The following is a 17,264-nucleotide window of genomic DNA, read 5'->3' as shown; positions in this document are numbered from 1 at the left end:
TTTCATGGCGGGCATGCAGGTCGCGCTGGCGTGCACGCAGCCGCCGAGGCGCAGCAGGTCTACGAAGTGCAGCCCTGAAGACAGAAGGCCCGCCGGTGCGAACCGGCGGGCCTTCTTATATATATGTGCGTGTGGCGTTCGCTCAGAACGGCAGCTTCGGGCCACCAGGGCCGCCCATCCCGCCCATGCCCTTCATGCCGCCCATCTTCTTCATCATCTTCATCAGGCCGCCGCCCTTCATCTTCTTCATCATCCCCTGCATCTGCTCGAACTCGTTGAGCAGGCGGTTCACCTCCTGAACCTGCACGCCGGCGCCGGCCGCGATGCGGCGCTTGCGCGTGGCCTTCAGCAGCTCGGGCTTGCGGCGCTCCAGCGGGGTCATGCTCTGGATGATCCCTTCCTTGCGGCGGATGTCGCGCTCGGCGCGCGTCATGTCGGCCTCGGTCGCCTTGGCGGCCATTTGCGTGGGCAGCTTGTCCATCAGGCTGGAGAGCCCGCCCATCTGCTTCATTTGCTGCAGCTGGCCCAGGAAGTCGTTCAGGTCGAAGCCCGCGCCGCTCTTGACCTTGGCCGCGAGCTTCTGCGCCGCCGCCACGTCGACGCCGGCCGTGACCTGCTCGACCAGCGCGACGATGTCGCCCATGCCGAGGATGCGGCCCGCATGGCGCTCGGCATCGAATACCTCGAGGCCGTCGATCTTCTCGCTGGTGCCGGCGAACTTGATCGGCACGCCCGTGACCTGCCGCACCGACAGCGCCGCACCGCCGCGCGAATCGCCGTCGGTCTTGGTCAGGATGATGCCGGTGAGCGGCAGCGCTTCCTTGAAGGCCCTGGCGGTGTTGATCGCGTCCTGGCCCTGCATGGCATCGACCACGAACAGGGTCTCGACCGGGTCGACCGCCGCGTGCAGCTGCTTGATCTCGGTCATCAGCGCTTCGTCGATCGCAAGGCGGCCGGCGGTGTCGACCAGCAGCACGTCGAAATAGTGGCGCTTGGCGTGGTCGAGCGCTGCGCGCGCGATGTCGAGCGGCTTCTGGTCGGGCGTGCTCGGGAACCATTCGGCGCCGGCCTGCTTGGTGACGGTCTTGAGCTGCTCGATGGCGGCGGGGCGGTACACGTCGCCTGACACCGTCAGCACCTTCTTCTTGCGCTTCTCGATCAGGTGCTTGGCCAGCTTGGCGGTGGTGGTGGTCTTGCCGGCGCCCTGCAGGCCGGCCATGAGGATCACGGCCGGCGGCTGAGCCGCGAGGTTGATGTCGGACACGCCCTCGCCCATGGTGGCGGCCAGTTCGCGGTTGACGATGCCGACCAGCGCCTGGCCCGGCTTGAGCGAGCCCAGCACTTCCTGGCCGAGCGCCTTGTCTTTCACCCGGGCCACGAAGTCGCGCACCACGGGCAGCGCCACGTCGGCTTCCAGCAGCGCCATGCGCACTTCGCGCAACATGTCCTGCACGTTGCTTTCGGTGATGCGGGCCTGGCCGCTCATCGTCTTGACGAGGCGGGAGAACTTTTCTGTGAGGGCGGTGGCCATGAGCGGGATGCCTTGCTGCCCGCCGCAGCGGGTCATTGGAAAGTCGTGTACCTGAATCGGCGGCTTGCGCCCCTTCGCGAGACGCCGGGGAACCGGCTTGGCCGGGCCTCCGGTGCCGCCCCCGGTGAGGGGGTTGGCGCTGCGGCACGAAGTGCGCAAGCCTGGGGGAGATAAACTCCAGCCGATGATTTTAGCGATCCCCTCCCCACTCGGCGTGGCGCTGGGCATCGCCGCCGGGGCTGCCTACGGTTTTGTCGCCGCTGCCGGCGCAAGACTGAGCCGCCAATCGACCCAGTGGGCACTCGGCATTGCATGGCTTCTGCATGCCGCCGTGCTGGTCCACGGCCTCATCGGCGGCGAGCCGCGCTTCGGCTTTGCGCCCGCCCTGTCGGTCACCGCGTGGCTGGTGCTCACCGTCTACGCGGTCGAAAGCCGCATGTATCCCCAATTGAAAGTACGGCGCGCGCTGGCCTGGCTGGGCGCGGCCGCGGTGCTGCTGGCCATCCTGTTCCCGGGCACGCCGCTGCATGTCACGGCCTCGCCGTGGCTGCCATTGCACCTGGCGCTCGGCATCGCCTCGTACGGCCTGTTCGGCGCTGCGGTCGTGCACGCCTGGCTGATCACCCGCGCCGAAAAGCAGATCCGGCTCGCCACCGCCGAACCGCAGGGCGGCGTGCCGCTGCTCACGCTCGAGCGGCTCACCTTCCGTTTCGTCACAGCCGGCTTCGTGCTGCTGTCGGCCACGCTGCTGGCCGGCCTGCTGTTCAGCGAACAGTTGTACGGCGCCGCGGGCCGCGTCTGGAAGTGGGACCACAAGACCACCTTCTCGGTGCTCGCCTGGCTCACCTTCGCGATCCTGTTGACCGGCCGGGCCCGCTTCGGCTGGCGCGGCCGTACGGCGCGGCGCGTGCTGTATGCCGGCTCCGCCCTTTTGCTGCTGGCCTACGTGGGCTCCCGCTTCGTGTTCGAAGTGGTGCTGGCCCGGCCTCCCGTATGAAATACCTCCTCGTTCTCGCGGTGCTCTGGGTCGCGATCTGGCTCTGGCGCAAGAACCGGCGCGAAGAAATGCGCGACGCCATGCGCGAGCGCGCGGCCAAGGCACAGCAACGCGTCCCCACTCCGCCCGGGCCGCCGCAGGCCATGGTGCGCTGCGCTCATTGCGGGCTGCACCTGCCCGCGACCGACGCCCTCTCCGGCCCAGGCGGCGCGGTCTATTGCAGCGCTGCGCACCGCGAAGCGGCCGCCGCGCGATGAGTTCCCCGCTCTGGGCGCGCGGCGAGCCGGTCACCGACTGGGACGTGCTCGACCAGCACCCGGACGAGAGCACGGCGCTGATCCGGCTCTGGCGCGGCTTCATGGGCGCGCGCTGCTTCGTCGCGCTGGTGCTGGTGCTGCTGCAGGGCGTGGCCTTTGCCATCGGGCAGACGATGCAGCCGGTGGCCATCGCCATCTCGGCCCTGTACCTCGTCGCGACCTGGCTGGGCATGCGCTACAGGCGCGTCCAGCCGCCGATCCGCGGCTTCGCCGCGCTCTGGCTGCTGACCATCGGCATCGACCTGGCCGCCTTCACCGCCTTGCAGGTGCTGCAGGGCGGCAGCGTCAACTACACGCCGCTGTTCGCGCTGCCGGTGCTCATGAGCGCGGTGCTCGGCACCATGATCGTGAGCCTGGGCACCACCGCCACCGTCACGCTGCTGCTGCTGGCCGACGCGGGCTGGCACTGGCTGCAGCAGCCGGTCGATTCGTCGGCACGCTTCGTGCAGGCGGCGCTCACCGGCACCGGACTGTTCGTGGTGGCGCTGCTCGCGCACGAAATGGCCCGCCGGCTGGCGCGCGAGGAAGCCGTGGCGCAGCGCAGCCGCAGCAGCGCGCAGATGCAGGCGCAGGTCAACGACCTGGTGATCGAGACCCTGAGCGAAGGCGTGCTGGTGATCGACGCCGAAGGCCTGGTGCATGCGGCCAACCCGGCGGCCGACGCGATCCTCGGCCAGGGCCTGGCGAAGCTGACGCTGCCGTTCCCGCTGCATGCCCAGCCCGCCTGGCATGCACTGGCCGCGCTGGCGCGCCAGACCTTCGCGCGCCGGGCGCCGCAGACGGAAGAAATTCCCGTCGCGCAGGCGCGCGGTGCGGCGCGCGAAGTGCGCGTGCGCACGCGGCTCACGCCCACCAGCGACCAGCGCCTCGACAGCCTGTGCGTGATGTTCCTGCAGGACCTGCGCGAGCTCGAGGCCCGCATCCGCACCGAGAAGCTGGCCGCGATGGGCCGCATGTCGGCCGCCGTGGCGCATGAAATCCGCAATCCGCTGGCCGCCATCACGCAGGCCAGCGCGCTGCTCAACGAAGACCTGACCGATCCCGCGCACCGCAAGCTCACGAGCATGGTGCAGCACAACGCGCAGCGGCTCGCGCGCATCGTGGACGACGTGCTCGACGTCTCGCGCGCGCGCCAGCAGCGCGTGCTGTCGCTCGGCGAGCAGGTCGTGCTCGACCCCGCGGTGCAGGTGCTGGCCGAGGAATGGGTGCGCCAGACCCAGCGCAAGGGCGTACTGGTGTCGCTCGACGCGCCCGGCAGCGAGGTGCGCTTCGACGCCGAGCACCTGCGCCGGCTGATCGTGAACCTGCTGGACAACGCCTCACGCTACGCCGGCAAGAGCGAAGGCTCGATCCAGGTGCTGACCGCGCAGCAGCGCGGCGGCAGCAACCGCCCGAGCCTGATGGTGTGGAGCGACGGCGCGCCGCTGGAACCGGCGGTGCAGCGGCACCTGTTCGAACCCTTTTTCTCGTCCGAGAGCCGCTCCAGCGGGCTGGGCCTGTTCCTGTGCCGCGAACTGTGCCGGCGGCACGGCGCCACCATCGGCTACGAGCGGCGCGCGCTGGTGCCGGGCGGACCCGAGGGCAACGAATTCTTCGTCAGCTTTGCCGCCAGCGAAAACCGGCTGACACAATAACGCCCGTGAGCAACTCCACCCCTTCCACACAGCGGCCGGCGCAGATCCTGGTCATCGACGACGAGCCCGACCTGCGCACGCTGTACGAACTGACGCTGCTGCGCGAGGGCTATCGCGTCGAGGCCGCCGGCAGCGTGTCGGAAGCGTGGGAGCACCTGGAGGCCGGCCGTTTCGACGCGGTGATCACCGACATGCGGCTGCCCGACGGGCAGGGCATGGAAATCATCCACCGCATCCAGAAAGACCAGCGCAGCGAGCGCTGCGTGGTGATGACGGCCTATGGCTCCGCCGAGAACGCGGTGGAAGCATTGAAGGCCGGCGCCTTCGACTACCTCACGAAGCCGGTCGATCTGAAGCAGTTCCGCGCCGTGGTGGCCTCCGCGGTGCAGGCGCGGCACGCGCCGCAGCCGATGGCCAAGTTGGCGCAGGCTGCGCCCGCCGTCAACAACAACGTCATCAGCGACGCCGTGGTGGCCACCTCCAGCACCGGCATCGCCGCACTCGACCGTCTCGTGGGCGAGTCGGAGCCCATGCGCCTCGTCAAGTCGCGCATCGCCAAGGTGGCGCGCGGCATGGCACCGGTGCTGGTACGCGGCGAGTCCGGCACCGGCAAGGAGCTGGTGGCGCGCGCGGTGCATGCCTGCAGCCAGCGCAGCGAGGGGCCGTTCGTCGCGGTGAACTGCGGCGCGATTCCCGAGAACCTGCTCGAAGCCGAGTTCTTCGGTGCCAAGAAGGGCTCGTACACCGGCTCGTCGCAGGACCGCGACGGCTACTTCCAGGCCGCGCGCGGCGGCACGCTGTTTCTCGACGAGATCGGCGACCTGCCGCTGGCCATGCAGTCGAAGCTGCTGCGCGCGATCCAGGAGCGCAGCGTGCGCTCGATCGGCTCGACGCAGGAAGACGCCGTCGACGTGCGCATCGTGAGCGCCACCCATAAAGACCTGCACGCCGAAGTGCAGGCAGGCCGTTTCCGGCAAGACCTTTTCTACCGCCTCAACGTGATCGAGATCGCGGTGCCCGCATTGCGCGAGCGCCGCGAGGACCTGCCCGCGCTGTGCGCCGCGCTGTTGTCGCGCATCGCGCAGGACGGCGGGCTGCCGGTGCCGCACCTTTCGGACGACCTGCTGCGCCGCCTCGCGCAGCACCCGCTCAACGGCAACGTGCGCGAGCTCGAGAACCTGCTGCACCGCGCGGTGGCGCTGAACGACGGCGACGAACTGCACCTCGACCTGATGGGCGGCTTCACCGCCTCCGTCGAAGCCGCGGCATCCGCGCCGGCGCCGCTGTCGCCCGCTGCCGATGCATCTGCTGCCGCGCCGGCTCCGCTGCCGATGGCGCCGGTCGCACCACCCAAGGCCGCACCGCCGCCGCTGCCCTCCGACCTGCAGGCCTACCTCGACCAGCAGGAGCGCGAAATCCTCGTGCGCGCGCTGCACGAGAGCGGCTTCAATCGCACCGCGGCCGCCGCACGGCTCGGCATGAGCCTGCGCCAGATCCGCTACCGCATCGCGCGGCTGGGCATCACCACGCCCAACGGCGACGATGGCGCGAGCAACCATGCCGACGACTGAAGCACCCACGCCCGGCGCTCCTGACAACGGCGACGACGGACTCTGGCAAGCCGGCTGGTACCGCTTCGCGAAGGCGCTGCGCTCGCCCAACTTCGGGCCCCGGCCCGCTGGCGCGCAGACCGACCTCATCGTGCTGCACTCGATCAGCCTGCCGCCCGGCGAATACGGCGGCGATGCGGTGCAGCGGCTCTTCACCAACCAGCTCGACTGGGACGCGCACCCCTATTTCCAGTCGATCCGCGGGCTCGAGGTGTCCTCTCATTTCTACGTGCGCCGCAACGGCGAACTCTGGCAGTTCGTGAGCTGCGACGACCGTGCCTGGCACGCCGGTGCATCGTCGTGGCGCGGCCGCGGCAACTGCAACGATGACTCCGTCGGCATCGAGCTCGAAGGACTCGAGGGCCAGCCGTTCGACGAGCCGCAATACGAGACGCTCGCGAGCCTGTGCGCAGCGGTCGCGCAGCACTATCCGATCGCGCACATCGCCGGCCACGAGCACATCGCGCCGGGCCGCAAGCAGGACCCAGGCGCGGGCTTCGAGTGGCGTCGGCTGCGTGAACAGCTCGGCTGGAATCCACAGATGTTTCCGCCGCAGGTGACGCAGCGCTAATTTTTTCAATCGCCCGGCGCCCCGCGATGCGCCACTCGTGCAGCGCAGCAATACGAAAGTTGCGAACGCGCGATGCAGCAACCATGCGCCCTGCAGGCCCAAATCGTCTTGCAAGCCAAGCTCCATGCGGGTTGCGCGACCATAGTCCAGTGTCCACGCGGCATCGACGGCCGTGCCGATGCCTAGATAGTTACCCCTACTACCAAAAATTGCCGCAAAACACTACCTGTAGTGGCTTGTAGACCCCCGGCACCCTAGATATAGTGTCCTCCGTCCGGTCATCCACACCGGCGCGGTGCCCCGACCAGGCGCCGCCATCCAACAAGAATTGCCAACCGAGAGGAAGCGAATGCAAACAGCCCTGAACCCCCAATCGACCCCGCGTGCCGTTCCCTCGACGTCACTGCAACAGCAGCGAGACACTGCTGGCTCCCCCAGCGGCCAGAACCTCGCCCACTACCAGATCATCCGGCGCAACGGCGCCGTTGTTCCCTTCGAGCCGAACAAGATCGCGATCGCGATGATGAAGGCCTTCCTGGCCGTGCACGGCACCCAGGGCGCGGCTTCCGCCAGCGTGCGCGAAACGGTCGATGTGCTCACGCAGGGTGTGATCCGCGCGCTGGTGCGTTCGCGTCCGGGCGGCGGCACCTTCCACATCGAGGACGTGCAGGACCAGGTCGAGCTCGGCCTGATGCGCGGCGGCCACCATGAAATCGCCCGCGCCTACGTGCTGTACCGCGAGCGCCGCTCGCAAGAGCGTTCGAAGCAGGGCGAACAGGACGTGCCGGCCGCGCCCGCGCTGCACGTGCTGGACAACGGCGAACTGGTCGCGCTCGACCTGAACGAACTCAAGGGCCTGATCGAGTCCGCCTGTGAAGGCCTGGGCGACAGCATCACGGCCGCGCCGATCGTCGCCGAGACGATGCGCAACCTGTACGACGGCGTGCCGCTCGACGAGGTCTACAAGGCGTCCATCCTCGCAGCCCGCACGCTGATCGAGAAGGACCCCGACTACACCTTCGCCACAGCGCGCCTGCTGCTGCACACGATCTTCAAGGAAATCATCGGCCGCGAAGTGATGCCGGTCGAGCGCGCCACCGCCTACGCCGACTACTTCCCGCAGTTCATCAAGAAGGGCGTCGAGAACGAGCTGCTCGACGAGAAGCTGCTGCAGTACGACCTGCCCCGCCTGGGCGCCGCCCTGAAGGCCGAGCGCGACAACCAGTTCGACTACCTCGGCCTGCAGACCCTGTACGACCGCTACTTCCTGCACGTGCGCAAGACGCGCATCGAGCTGCCGCAGGCTTTCTTCATGCGCGTGGCCATGGGCCTGTCGCTGAACGAAATCGACCGCGAAGCCCGCGCCATCGAGTTCTATGAAGTGCTGTCGTCGTTCGACTTCATGTCGAGCACGCCCACCCTGTTCAACGCCGGCACGCTGCGCTCGCAGCTGTCGAGCTGCTACCTGACCACCGTGCCCGACGACCTGGACGGCATCTACGAGTCGATCAAGGAAAACGCCCTGCTCTCGAAGTTCGCGGGCGGCCTGGGCAACGACTGGACCCGCGTGCGCGCGCTGGGCAGCCACATCAAGGGCACGAACGGCGAATCGCAGGGCGTGGTGCCGTTCCTGAAGGTGGTGAACGACACGGCCGTGGCCGTGAACCAGGGCGGCAAGCGCAAGGGCGCGGTCTGCACGTACCTGGAAACCTGGCACCTCGACATCGAGGAGTTCCTGGAGCTGCGCAAGAACACCGGCGACGACCGCCGCCGCACGCACGACATGAACACTGCCAACTGGATTCCCGACCTGTTCATGCGCCGCGTGATGGAAAAGGGCACCTGGACGCTGTTCTCGCCCTCCAACGTGCCCGACCTGCACGACCTGTTCGGCGCAGACTTCGAAAAGGCCTACGTGGCCTACGAAGAGAAGGCTGCCCGCGGCGACATCAAGCCCGCGCGCACCATCCAGGCGACCGACCTGTGGCGCAAGATGCTCACGATGCTGTTCGAGACCGGCCACCCCTGGATCACGTTCAAGGACGCTTGCAACGTGCGCTCGCCGCAGCAGCACGCCGGCGTGGTGCACTCGTCGAACCTCTGCACCGAGATCACGCTGAACACCAGCGACACCGAAACCGCCGTCTGCAACCTGGGTTCGGTGAACCTGCTGCAGCACCTGAAGGACGGCAAGGTCGACCAGGAAAAGCTCAAGCGCACGATCTCGACCGCGATGCGCATGCTCGACAACGTGATCGACATCAACTACTACGCCGTGAAGAAGGCGCGCGACTCCAACCTGCGCCACCGTCCGGTCGGCCTGGGCCTGATGGGCTTCCAGGACGCGCTGTACGAGCTGCGCATTCCCTACGCCTCGCAGGAAGCCGTGCAGTTCGCCGACGAGTCGATGGAAGCCATCTGCTACCACGCCTACTGGGCCTCGACCGAGCTGGCCCGCGAACGCGGCAAGTACTCGAGCTACAAGGGCTCGCTGTGGGACAAGGGCATCCTGCCGATCGACTCGCTCGACCTGCTCGAGAAGGCCCGCGGCGGCTACGTCGAGGTCGACCGCTCGGCCACCCTCGACTGGGACACGCTGCGCCAGAAGATCAAGGCCGACGGCATGCGCAATTCGAACTGCGTGGCCATCGCCCCGACCGCGACCATCTCGAACATCATCGGCGTGGACGCTTCGATCGAGCCCTGCTTCGGCAACCTGTCGGTCAAGTCGAACCTGTCGGGCGAGTTCACCGTGATCAACCACTACCTGGTGCGCGACCTGAAGCGCCTGGGCCTGTGGGACGACGTGATGGTCATGGACCTGAAGCACTTTGACGGCTCGCTGCGCCCCATCGACCGCGTGCCGCAGGACGTGAAGGCGCTCTACGCCACCGCGTTCGAAGTCGAAACGACATGGCTGGTGGAAGCTGCCGCGCGCCGCCAGAAGTGGATCGACCAGGCGCAGTCGCTGAACATCTACATGGCCGGCGCATCGGGCAAGAAGCTCGACGACACCTACAAGCTCGCATGGGTGCGCGGCCTGAAGACCACGTACTACCTGCGCACGCAGAGCGCGACGCACGCCGAAAAATCGACGGTGCAATCGGGCCGTCTCAACGCAGTGTCGTCGGGCAACGACGCACCCTCGGGCATGAGCGCACTCGAAGCCGCCGCTGCCGCAGCGAAGGCGCAGATGAGCGCGATGCCCGCCACCGACATCGCGTTCTGCGGTGTCGACGATCCGACCTGCGAAGCGTGCCAGTGACGCTGCGCTGAATCAGCGAGGCGCGTGCGAAGAAAAAAAATCGCGCGGCGTTCGGTCAATCGAGGCATTGACCGACACCGCGCGACGCATGCGAGCAACATAACAACCACATAAATGGAGCACGGTGTGAACGAGCACTTTGCAACTCTCACGCGTTGCTCCGATAATTGAGCATTGGATTTTTCTATGTTGACCTGGGACGAAGAAGTCAAGCCCTCCTTACCAAAGGATATGCAGCAAGGATTGCAGCACCACAACGCATCGACCAGCGGTTCGCCCGCAGGCCGTGTGGTGGATGCTCCGACTTCGTCGCTCGCGCAAACTGCACAGCTTGCGCAGCAACACGCGATGCGTGCCGCGGCACCCGTCGCCCAGCGCGTCAAGGCTTCCGACAAGCGCATCATCAACGGTCAGACCGACGTCAACCAGCTGGTGCCGTTCAAGTACAAATGGGCCTGGGAAAAGTACCTCGCCACCTGCGCCAACCACTGGATGCCGCAGGAAGTGAACATGACGCGCGACATCGCGCTCTGGAAAGACCCGAACGGCCTGACCGAAGACGAGCGCCGCATCGTCAAGCGCAACCTCGGCTTCTTCGTGACCGCCGACTCGCTGGCCGCCAACAACATCGTGCTGGGCACCTACCGCCACATCACGGCCCCCGAATGCCGCCAGTTCCTGCTGCGCCAGGCCTTCGAGGAAGCGATCCACACGCACGCGTACCAGTACATCGTCGAGTCGCTCGGCCTGGACGAGAGCGAGATCTTCAACGCCTACAACGAAGTGCCGTCGATCCGCGAGAAGGACCAGTTCCTGATCCCATTCATCGACGCCATCAGCGACCCGAACTTCAAGACCGGCACCCACGAGACCGACCAGACGCTGCTCAAGTCGCTCATCGTGTTCGCCTGCCTGATGGAGGGCCTGTTCTTCTACGTCGGCTTCACGCAGATCCTTGCGCTCGGCCGCCAGAACAAGATGACCGGCGCCGCCGAGCAGTACCAGTACATCCTGCGCGACGAGTCGATGCACTGCAATTTCGGCATCGACCTGATCAACCAGCTCAAGCTCGAGAACCCCGGCCTGTGGACGGCGGAGTTCAAGGCCGAGATCAAGGCGCTCTTCATGCGCGCCGTCGAGCTCGAATACAAATACGCCGAAGACACCATGCCTCGCGGCGTGCTCGGCATGAACGCCTCCATGTTCAAGGGCTACCTGCGGTACATCGCCAATCGGCGTGCGCAGCAGATCGGCCTCGAAACGCTCTTCCCGAACGAAGAAAATCCCTTCCCCTGGATGAGCGAAATGATTGACCTGAAGAAAGAGCGCAACTTTTTCGAAACCCGCGTGATCGAGTACCAGTCGGGTGGTGCGCTCTCCTGGGATTGAATCTTTCCGACAATAATTAATGAATTCAAGAATTGCCCTTGCCACCGATCGCGCCGAAGAGCGCGGCATGGACGAGGGCTCAGGTGTTCATGGTGCTGGGCTCAGATTCCAACGCCATGAATCGCTTCACGCTACCCAACGTGCGTGGAGTGCTTCAATAGGTTGATTTTTTCAACTTGATCAAGGAGAAATAGAAATGGCAACTGCAAAGAAAGCGCCGGCTAAGAAAGCCGCTGCAAAGAAGGCTCCGGCAAAGAAGGTCGCAGCCAAGAAGGCTCCCGCCAAGAAGGTAGCTGCGAAGAAGGCTCCGGCCAAGAAGGTCGCAGCGAAGAAGGCGCCTGCCAAGAAGGTAGCCGCGAAGAAGGCAGCACCGGCCAAGAAGGCCGCTGCCAAGAAGGCTCCGGCAAAGAAGGCCGTAGCAAAGAAGGCTCCCGCCAAGAAGGCGGCGGTGAAGAAGGCTCCTGCCAAGAAGGCAGCCGCCAAGAAGGCCCCCGCGAAGAAGGCTGCTGCCAAGAAGGCGCCTGCGAAAAAGGCTGCGGCCAAGAAAGCCGCGAAAAAGCCTGCTGCCAAGAAGCCTGCTGCGAAGAAGGCTCCCAAGGCCGCTGCGCCCGCCAAGGCCGCAGCCGTAGCGCCTGCCCCTGCAGCGCAAACGACGCTGAATCCTCAGGCAGCTTGGCCGTTCCCCACGGCCAGCAAGCCCTGAGTTTCTCAGCGGCCTTGAAGGCGCAAAGCCCGGTACCTTGCGGTGCCGGGCTTTTTTATTGGTGCTTCGGGAAGAAGGAAGATCAGAGGCCCAGGGCCTTTCGGTCGATCTCGTAGTTCTGCGGGCCGCGCTGCGCGATCTTGAGCGCACCGACCTTGTTGCCAAGTGCGGCGCATCGCGCCAGCGGCCAACCCTTTTCCAGACCGAACAGCAGCGCGCCGCGCCAGGCGTCGCCGCAACCCGTGGGCTCGACCACTTCGGTCGCGACCACGCCAGGCACATGCTCGCGCTCGCCATCGATCCATACCTCGCAGCCCTCGGCCGCCAGCGTAACGACCAGGCCGCGCACGCGCTTCGAGATCTCGGCCAGGCTCCAGCCGGTGCGCTGCGAAAGCATCTTGCCTTCGTAGTCGTTCACCACAACCCAGCTCGCAAGGTCGACGAAATGGCGCAGCGCCTCGCCGTCGAACATCGGCAGGCCCTGGCCCGGATCGAACACGAACGGGACATCCGCGGCGGCGAACTGCTCCGCGTGCTGCAGCATCGCGTCGCGGCCATCGGGCGCGATGATGCCGAGCTTGATGTCGTCACGCGCCGCCACTTTCGTGATGTGCGCCTGCTGCATCGCTCCGGGGTGGAAGGCGGTGATCTGGTTGTTGTCGACGTCGCTCATGATCATCGCCTGCGCGGTGAAGGTGTCGTCGAGCTGGCGCACGAACCCGGTATCGATGCCCAGCGAGCGCATGCGCTCAAGGTACGACGCGCCGTCGCTGCCGAGCGTGGCCATGGGCAGCGCGGTGCCCCCCAATGCATTGAGGCTGTAGGCGATGTTGCCCGCGCAGCCGCCGAAGTCACGACGCAGGGTCGGCACCAGGAACGACACATTGAGAATGTGCAACTGGTCCGGAAGGATCTGGTCGGCGAACCGGCCCTCGAAAGTCATGATGGTGTCGAATGCGAGGGAACCGCAAATCACTGCTGCCATGGGTGCACCGTTGGTAAAAGAATTGGGGAGGAAAAAGGACGCGTGCAGGCAGGCGCCGCCGCTCAGGGATAGAAAGCTTCGACGCGATAGCCCGCGATGGGCGGCAGCGCCGCGGCCTCCGAGGCGGACAAGGCCAGGGGCAGCGAGGCCGCGCGGTCGGCGCGGGCCGGCAGTACCGCCGGCGCGCCATAGTCCGCCGGCATCAGCACGCGACGCACCACGGCGCGCTCCTGCGTGTCGAGCAGCGAGAGCTCGACGGCCGGCATGGCGAGCGGCACGGTCGCGCCATTGCGCAGGGTGAAGCTCAGGCGGTAGTCGTTGCCTCCGCTCTTCTCACGCGCGAAGGCCGCGCCTTCGATGACGATGTCGCCAATCTGGCGCAGGGCAGCGAGTTCGCAGCCGGTGTGCTGGCACAGCGCCGCGAGGGCAGGCCGCAGGTTCGGCTGGCGCGCCGCGATGCCGTCGCGCTCATGGCGAATGACCTGAACGACGAGCAGCAGCACGGCGAGCACCGCCAGCAAGATCAGCACGATGCGCACACCCTTGCGCTGCCAGAAGCTGGGCGCCTTCTCGGCAAGCTCGTCCTCGTCCGCGAGGGGATGGCCCACCGGCAGCTCCAAGTCCGAGGAGAACGCAGGGGCAGGCTCGCTTTCGCTCTCGGATTGCACCACCACGGCCGGCGCCTTCGCGGCTGCACGCTCCTCGCGGGCCTTGGCGCTCGCGATCTTGGCCGACTTGATGCGGGCCCGGCGCAGCGCTTTCTGCATCTGCACCTGGTCATGGTCCTTCTCTTGCTGCTGGCGCTCTCCCTCCCCATCGTCGTCGATGCTCGCATGCTCGATCAGCGCGCGCGTCCTGATGCGCGAGGCAACGGGCAGCGGCGGCGCTGGAGGCGACGGCGCTGGGGGCGGCGAAGCGAGGTTCAGGTCGATGTTCGGAAACGGTGGCAGCGTGCTCGGCGGCGGCTTCCACGCGGGTTCGCTGGCGTCGAGGTCGGACCACGGCTCGTCAATGCCGTGTTCGGGCAATGACAGCGAGAACGCCGGCGGCGACACAGCCGCGGGTGACGGTGCGGATGCCGGAACTCCCGGTGGCAGCGTGTGCAGAGGTTGTGGCTCGGGCTCGTCGCCGACGAAATCCGCATCTTCCGCCGGCTGCCGGCGTTCCGGAGGGGGCGTCGCTTCGGACTCCGGGGAAGATTCGACCAGTCCCGGCATGTAGCCGCCACCCGGCACCGGCGGCGACGCATTTGCCGGGGCGCCATCTGGCGCCTCGTGCAGATCGAGCGTGGCGTCGAACACGTGGCTGCACCGGCCACAGCGCACCCAGCCGTCCGAAATGCGAAGCTGGTCGCGCACCACCTTGAAGGTGGTGGTGCAGGCAGGGCAGCGCGTGACGAGACTCATGACCGGGCGATTGTAGGGTTGCGCCCTCGCCGCGAGAGGGGCGCGATGCGGTGGCTCAGCAGCGCGCGGTCATGAGGATCCAGCCGTCCTCGGTGTCGCTGACTTCGAGCGCGGCGTAAGGCGCGTAGGCTTCCTTCAACTCGTCGGCCTGGCGCTCGAGAATGCCGGCCAGCACCAGCGATCCACCCGCCCTCACATGGCTGCGCAGCAGCGGCGCGAGCACCTTGAGCGGCGTGGCCAGGATGTTGGCGAGCACGGTGTCGTAGTGGCCCTTGGCCGCTTCGGGCAGGCCGGCGTTCAGCCGGACGCCGTTGGCCTCGGCATTGAGCCGGGTCGAGGAGACCGCGGCTTCATCGATGTCGACGGCGTCGATCTCGGCTGCACCGAACTTCGCCGCACCGATCGCGAGAATGCCGGAGCCGCAGCCGTAGTCGAGCACGCGCTGGCTGCCGAGCGTGCCTTGCGTGGCGATCCATCGCAGGCACATGCGCGTGGTGGGATGCGTGCCGGTGCCGAAGGCCAAGCCGGGGTCTAGCCGGATCACCTGCCTGGCCTGCCCGGGCGGCTCGTGCCACGTCGGCACGATCCAGAACTCGGGCGTGATCTCGACCGGCGCGAATTGCGATTGCGTGAGGCGTACCCAGTCCTGCTCGGGCACGGGCGCGATGCCGAGCACCTCGCAGCCTTCGAAGAAGTCCTGCAGCACCAGCACCGACGCGGCCTCTTTCGCGAGCGCCTCGTTGGGGAACAGCGCGATCACGCGCGAACGCTGCCAGCCTTCTTTCGGCGGCGGCATGCCCGGTTCGCCGAACAGTGCCTGCTCTGCATCGGTCTGCGCGTCGGCGTCTTCCACCGACACGCTCAATGCATCGAGTGCATCGAGCGCTTCACCGAGCGTTTCGACCCGGTCTTCCGGCGCCATCAGGCGGAGTTCGAACATCGCGACGTCCCGGGTCAGCGCTTGTGTGCAGCCAGCCACTCTTCGAGGTAGTGGATGTTGGTGCCGCCCGTCATGAACTTGGAATCGACCATCAGTTCGCGGTGCAGCGGAATGTTGGTCTGGATGCCTTCGATCACGGTCTCGTTGAGCGCCGTGCGCATGCGGGCCATGGCCTGCTCGCGCGTGTCGCCGTAGACGATGATCTTGCCGATCATCGAGTCGTAGTTCGGCGGCACGAAGTAGTTGGTGTACGCGTGCGAATCGACGCGAACGCCCGGGCCGCCCGGCGGATGCCACATCGTGATGCGGCCTGGCGACGGCGTGAACTTCCACGCGTCCTCGGCATTGATGCGCACCTCGATGGCATGGCCGTGCATCTGGATCTGGCGCTGCGTGAACGGCAGCTTCTCGCCGGCCGCGACCATGATCTGCGTCTTGACGATGTCGATGCCCGTGGTGAACTCCGTCACCGGGTGCTCCACCTGCACGCGCGTGTTCATCTCGATGAAATAGAACTCGCCGTTTTCGTAGAGAAACTCGAAGGTGCCGGCGCCGCGATAGTTGATCTTCTTGCAGGCGGCAGCGCAGCGTTCGCCGATCTTCTCGATCAGCTTGCGCGGAATGCCCGGGGCGGGCGATTCCTCGATCACCTTCTGGTGGCGGCGCTGCATGGAGCAGTCGCGCTCGCCCAGGTAGACCGCGTTCTTGTGCTTGTCCGCGAGGATCTGGATCTCGATGTGGCGCGGGTTCTGGAGAAACTTCTCCATGTACACGGCCGGGTTGCTGAAGGCCGCGCCGGCTTCCGCCTTGGTCATCTGGATCGCATTGACCAGCGCCGCCTCGGTGTGCACCACGCGCATGCCGCGGCCACCGCCGCCGCCCGCCGCCTTGATGATGACCGGGTAGCCGATGGCACGCGCGATGCGCTTGTTGGTGGCGGCGTCGTCCGAGAGTTCGCCCTCGGAGCCGGGCACGCACGGCACGCCGGCCTTGATCATGGCCTGCTTGGCCGACACCTTGTCGCCCATCGTGCGGATGTTGTCGGGCGTCGGGCCGATGAACTGGAAACCGCTTTGCTCCACGCGTTCGGCGAAGTTCGCGTTCTCGCTCAGGAAGCCATAGCCGGGGTGGATGGCTTCGGCGTCGGTCACTTCGGCCGCCGAAATGATCGCCGGCATGTTGAGGTAGCTCTGCGCCGACGGGGCCGGACCGATGCACACCGCTTCTTCGGCGAGCTTGACGTACTTCGCTTCGCGGTCAGCCTCGGAATAGACCATCACGGCCTTGATGCCGAGTTCACTGCAGGCACGCTGAATCCGGAGTGCAATCTCCCCCCGGTTCGCAACCAGAATCTTCTTGAACATGGTCACTCGATGATGAACAGCGGCTGTCCGTATTCGACCGCCTGGCCGTTTTCGCCGAGGATCTGGGTGATCGTGCCGGATTTGTCGGCTTCGATTTCGTTGAGGATCTTCATCGCTTCGATGATGCAGACGGTGTCGCCCTCGGTGACCTTACTGCCGACCTCGACGAACGCCGGGGCGCCCGGGCTGGACGAACGGTAGAAGGTGCCGACCATCGGCGACTTCACGGCATGGCCTGCCGGAGCGGCTTCGGCTGCCGGTGCGCCGGCCACGGCGGATGCCGCCGGAGCACCAGCGGTGACTGCCGGTGCAGCGGCCGCCTGAGGCGCTGCCAGGGTTTGCACATACTGCACGGGGGCGGCACCACCGCCCTTGACGATGCGAACCTTGCCTTCGGTTTCCGTGATTTCCAGTTCGGAAATATTCGATTCGGACACCAAATCGATCAGTGTCTTGAGTTTGCGCAGATCCATGGGACTCCAGTGCCGGCTGAGCCGGTCTTCAGGATATAACTTGTTCGAAAATCGGTGATTTTCGGCTTTCGGCGTCTAA

The 17,264-nt window shown here is 66.5% G+C and carries 14 protein-coding genes; 8 read left to right on the top strand and 6 right to left on the bottom strand.

Features of this window, described 5'->3' with window-relative positions; all coding sequences use genetic code 11:
* Positions 1–142: 142 nt before the first annotated feature.
* Positions 143–1,531, bottom strand: a complete 1,389-nt coding sequence (ffh, locus tag PMI12_RS09440) for a signal recognition particle protein (protein ID WP_042673110.1) — start codon at positions 1,529–1,531, stop codon at positions 143–145.
* 184 nt (positions 1,532–1,715) lie between these two features.
* Between ffh and PMI12_RS09435 the strand changes: the two genes are divergently transcribed.
* From PMI12_RS09435 to PMI12_RS09400, 8 genes are all read left to right on the top strand, one after another.
* Positions 1,716–2,528: a cytochrome C assembly family protein gene (locus tag PMI12_RS09435; protein WP_007831443.1), complete on the top strand. Its 813-nt coding sequence runs from the start codon at positions 1,716–1,718 to the stop codon at positions 2,526–2,528.
* On the top strand, positions 2,525–2,785 hold the full coding sequence (locus PMI12_RS09430; RefSeq protein ID WP_007831442.1) for a PP0621 family protein: 261 nt from the start codon (positions 2,525–2,527) through the stop codon (positions 2,783–2,785). Before PMI12_RS09435 ends, PMI12_RS09430 begins: the two co-directional genes overlap by 4 nt.
* On the top strand, positions 2,782–4,479 hold the full coding sequence (locus tag PMI12_RS09425) for a two-component system sensor histidine kinase NtrB (protein WP_007831441.1): 1,698 nt from the start codon (positions 2,782–2,784) through the stop codon (positions 4,477–4,479). Before PMI12_RS09430 ends, PMI12_RS09425 begins: the two co-directional genes overlap by 4 nt.
* A gap of 5 nt (positions 4,480–4,484) precedes the next feature.
* On the top strand, positions 4,485–6,050 hold the full coding sequence (locus PMI12_RS09420) for a sigma-54-dependent transcriptional regulator (protein WP_007831440.1): 1,566 nt from the start codon (positions 4,485–4,487) through the stop codon (positions 6,048–6,050).
* A complete protein-coding gene (gene ampD, locus PMI12_RS09415) occupies positions 6,037–6,660 on the top strand; it encodes a 1,6-anhydro-N-acetylmuramyl-L-alanine amidase AmpD (protein ID WP_007831439.1) in 624 nt (207 codons plus the stop codon). Before PMI12_RS09420 ends, ampD begins: the two co-directional genes overlap by 14 nt.
* 349 nt (positions 6,661–7,009) lie before the next feature.
* The gene (locus PMI12_RS09410) at positions 7,010–9,925 is read left to right on the top strand and encodes a ribonucleoside-diphosphate reductase subunit alpha (RefSeq protein ID WP_007831437.1); all 2,916 of its coding nucleotides are present in this window, start codon (positions 7,010–7,012) and stop codon (positions 9,923–9,925) included.
* Positions 9,926–10,111: 186 nt separating this feature from the next.
* On the top strand, positions 10,112–11,314 hold the full coding sequence (locus tag PMI12_RS09405; protein WP_007831436.1) for a ribonucleotide-diphosphate reductase subunit beta: 1,203 nt from the start codon (positions 10,112–10,114) through the stop codon (positions 11,312–11,314).
* Between the two features lie 196 nt (positions 11,315–11,510).
* Positions 11,511–12,017: a histone H1-like DNA-binding protein gene (locus PMI12_RS09400; protein ID WP_007831434.1), complete on the top strand. Its 507-nt coding sequence runs from the start codon at positions 11,511–11,513 to the stop codon at positions 12,015–12,017.
* Between the two features lie 82 nt (positions 12,018–12,099).
* Here the strand turns inward: PMI12_RS09400 and PMI12_RS09395 are convergent, their stop codons facing one another.
* From PMI12_RS09395 to accB, 5 genes are all read right to left on the bottom strand, one after another.
* Positions 12,100–13,002 carry a carbohydrate kinase family protein gene (locus PMI12_RS09395; RefSeq protein WP_007831433.1) on the bottom strand — a complete coding sequence of 301 codons (903 nt, stop codon included), beginning with the start codon at positions 13,000–13,002 and terminating at the stop codon, positions 12,100–12,102.
* A 62-nt stretch (positions 13,003–13,064) separates the two neighbouring features.
* The gene (locus PMI12_RS09390) at positions 13,065–14,408 is read right to left on the bottom strand and encodes a zinc-ribbon and DUF3426 domain-containing protein (protein ID WP_007831431.1); all 1,344 of its coding nucleotides are present in this window, start codon (positions 14,406–14,408) and stop codon (positions 13,065–13,067) included.
* A 55-nt stretch (positions 14,409–14,463) separates the two neighbouring features.
* On the bottom strand, positions 14,464–15,348 hold the full coding sequence (gene prmA, locus PMI12_RS09385) for a 50S ribosomal protein L11 methyltransferase (protein WP_007831430.1): 885 nt from the start codon (positions 15,346–15,348) through the stop codon (positions 14,464–14,466).
* Positions 15,349–15,362: 14 nt separating this feature from the next.
* Positions 15,363–16,712 (bottom strand): acetyl-CoA carboxylase biotin carboxylase subunit, encoded by a 1,350-nt coding sequence (gene accC, locus PMI12_RS09380; protein WP_007831429.1) that lies wholly within the window; start codon positions 16,710–16,712, stop codon positions 15,363–15,365.
* A 2-nt stretch (positions 16,713–16,714) separates the two neighbouring features.
* Complete coding sequence (accB, locus tag PMI12_RS09375) at positions 16,715–17,185, bottom strand: acetyl-CoA carboxylase biotin carboxyl carrier protein (protein WP_007831428.1); 471 nt, start codon at positions 17,183–17,185, stop codon at positions 16,715–16,717.
* Positions 17,186–17,264: the final 79 nt, after the last annotated feature.

The sequence above is a fragment of the Variovorax sp. CF313 genome (genome assembly GCF_000282635.1).
In the GTDB taxonomy this organism is placed as follows: Bacteria; Pseudomonadota; Gammaproteobacteria; order Burkholderiales; family Burkholderiaceae_C; genus Variovorax.
Note: the sequence above shows the minus strand (reverse complement) of the source record. Positions and strands in the feature narration are given on the sequence as shown.

Coding starts and splice junctions, on each gene's coding strand:
- ffh (WP_042673110.1), bottom strand. CDS start 1,531: ATGGCCACCGCCCTCACAGAAAAGTTCTCCCGCCTCGTCAAGACGATG.
- PMI12_RS09435 (WP_007831443.1), top strand. CDS start 1,716: ATGATTTTAGCGATCCCCTCCCCACTCGGCGTGGCGCTGGGCATCGCC.
- PMI12_RS09430 (WP_007831442.1), top strand. CDS start 2,525: ATGAAATACCTCCTCGTTCTCGCGGTGCTCTGGGTCGCGATCTGGCTC.
- PMI12_RS09425 (WP_007831441.1), top strand. CDS start 2,782: ATGAGTTCCCCGCTCTGGGCGCGCGGCGAGCCGGTCACCGACTGGGAC.
- ampD (WP_007831439.1), top strand. CDS start 6,037: ATGCCGACGACTGAAGCACCCACGCCCGGCGCTCCTGACAACGGCGAC.
- PMI12_RS09410 (WP_007831437.1), top strand. CDS start 7,010: ATGCAAACAGCCCTGAACCCCCAATCGACCCCGCGTGCCGTTCCCTCG.
- PMI12_RS09405 (WP_007831436.1), top strand. CDS start 10,112: ATGTTGACCTGGGACGAAGAAGTCAAGCCCTCCTTACCAAAGGATATG.
- PMI12_RS09400 (WP_007831434.1), top strand. CDS start 11,511: ATGGCAACTGCAAAGAAAGCGCCGGCTAAGAAAGCCGCTGCAAAGAAG.
- PMI12_RS09395 (WP_007831433.1), bottom strand. CDS start 13,002: ATGGCAGCAGTGATTTGCGGTTCCCTCGCATTCGACACCATCATGACT.
- PMI12_RS09390 (WP_007831431.1), bottom strand. CDS start 14,408: ATGAGTCTCGTCACGCGCTGCCCTGCCTGCACCACCACCTTCAAGGTG.
- prmA (WP_007831430.1), bottom strand. CDS start 15,348: ATGTTCGAACTCCGCCTGATGGCGCCGGAAGACCGGGTCGAAACGCTC.
- accC (WP_007831429.1), bottom strand. CDS start 16,712: ATGTTCAAGAAGATTCTGGTTGCGAACCGGGGGGAGATTGCACTCCGG.
- accB (WP_007831428.1), bottom strand. CDS start 17,185: ATGGATCTGCGCAAACTCAAGACACTGATCGATTTGGTGTCCGAATCG.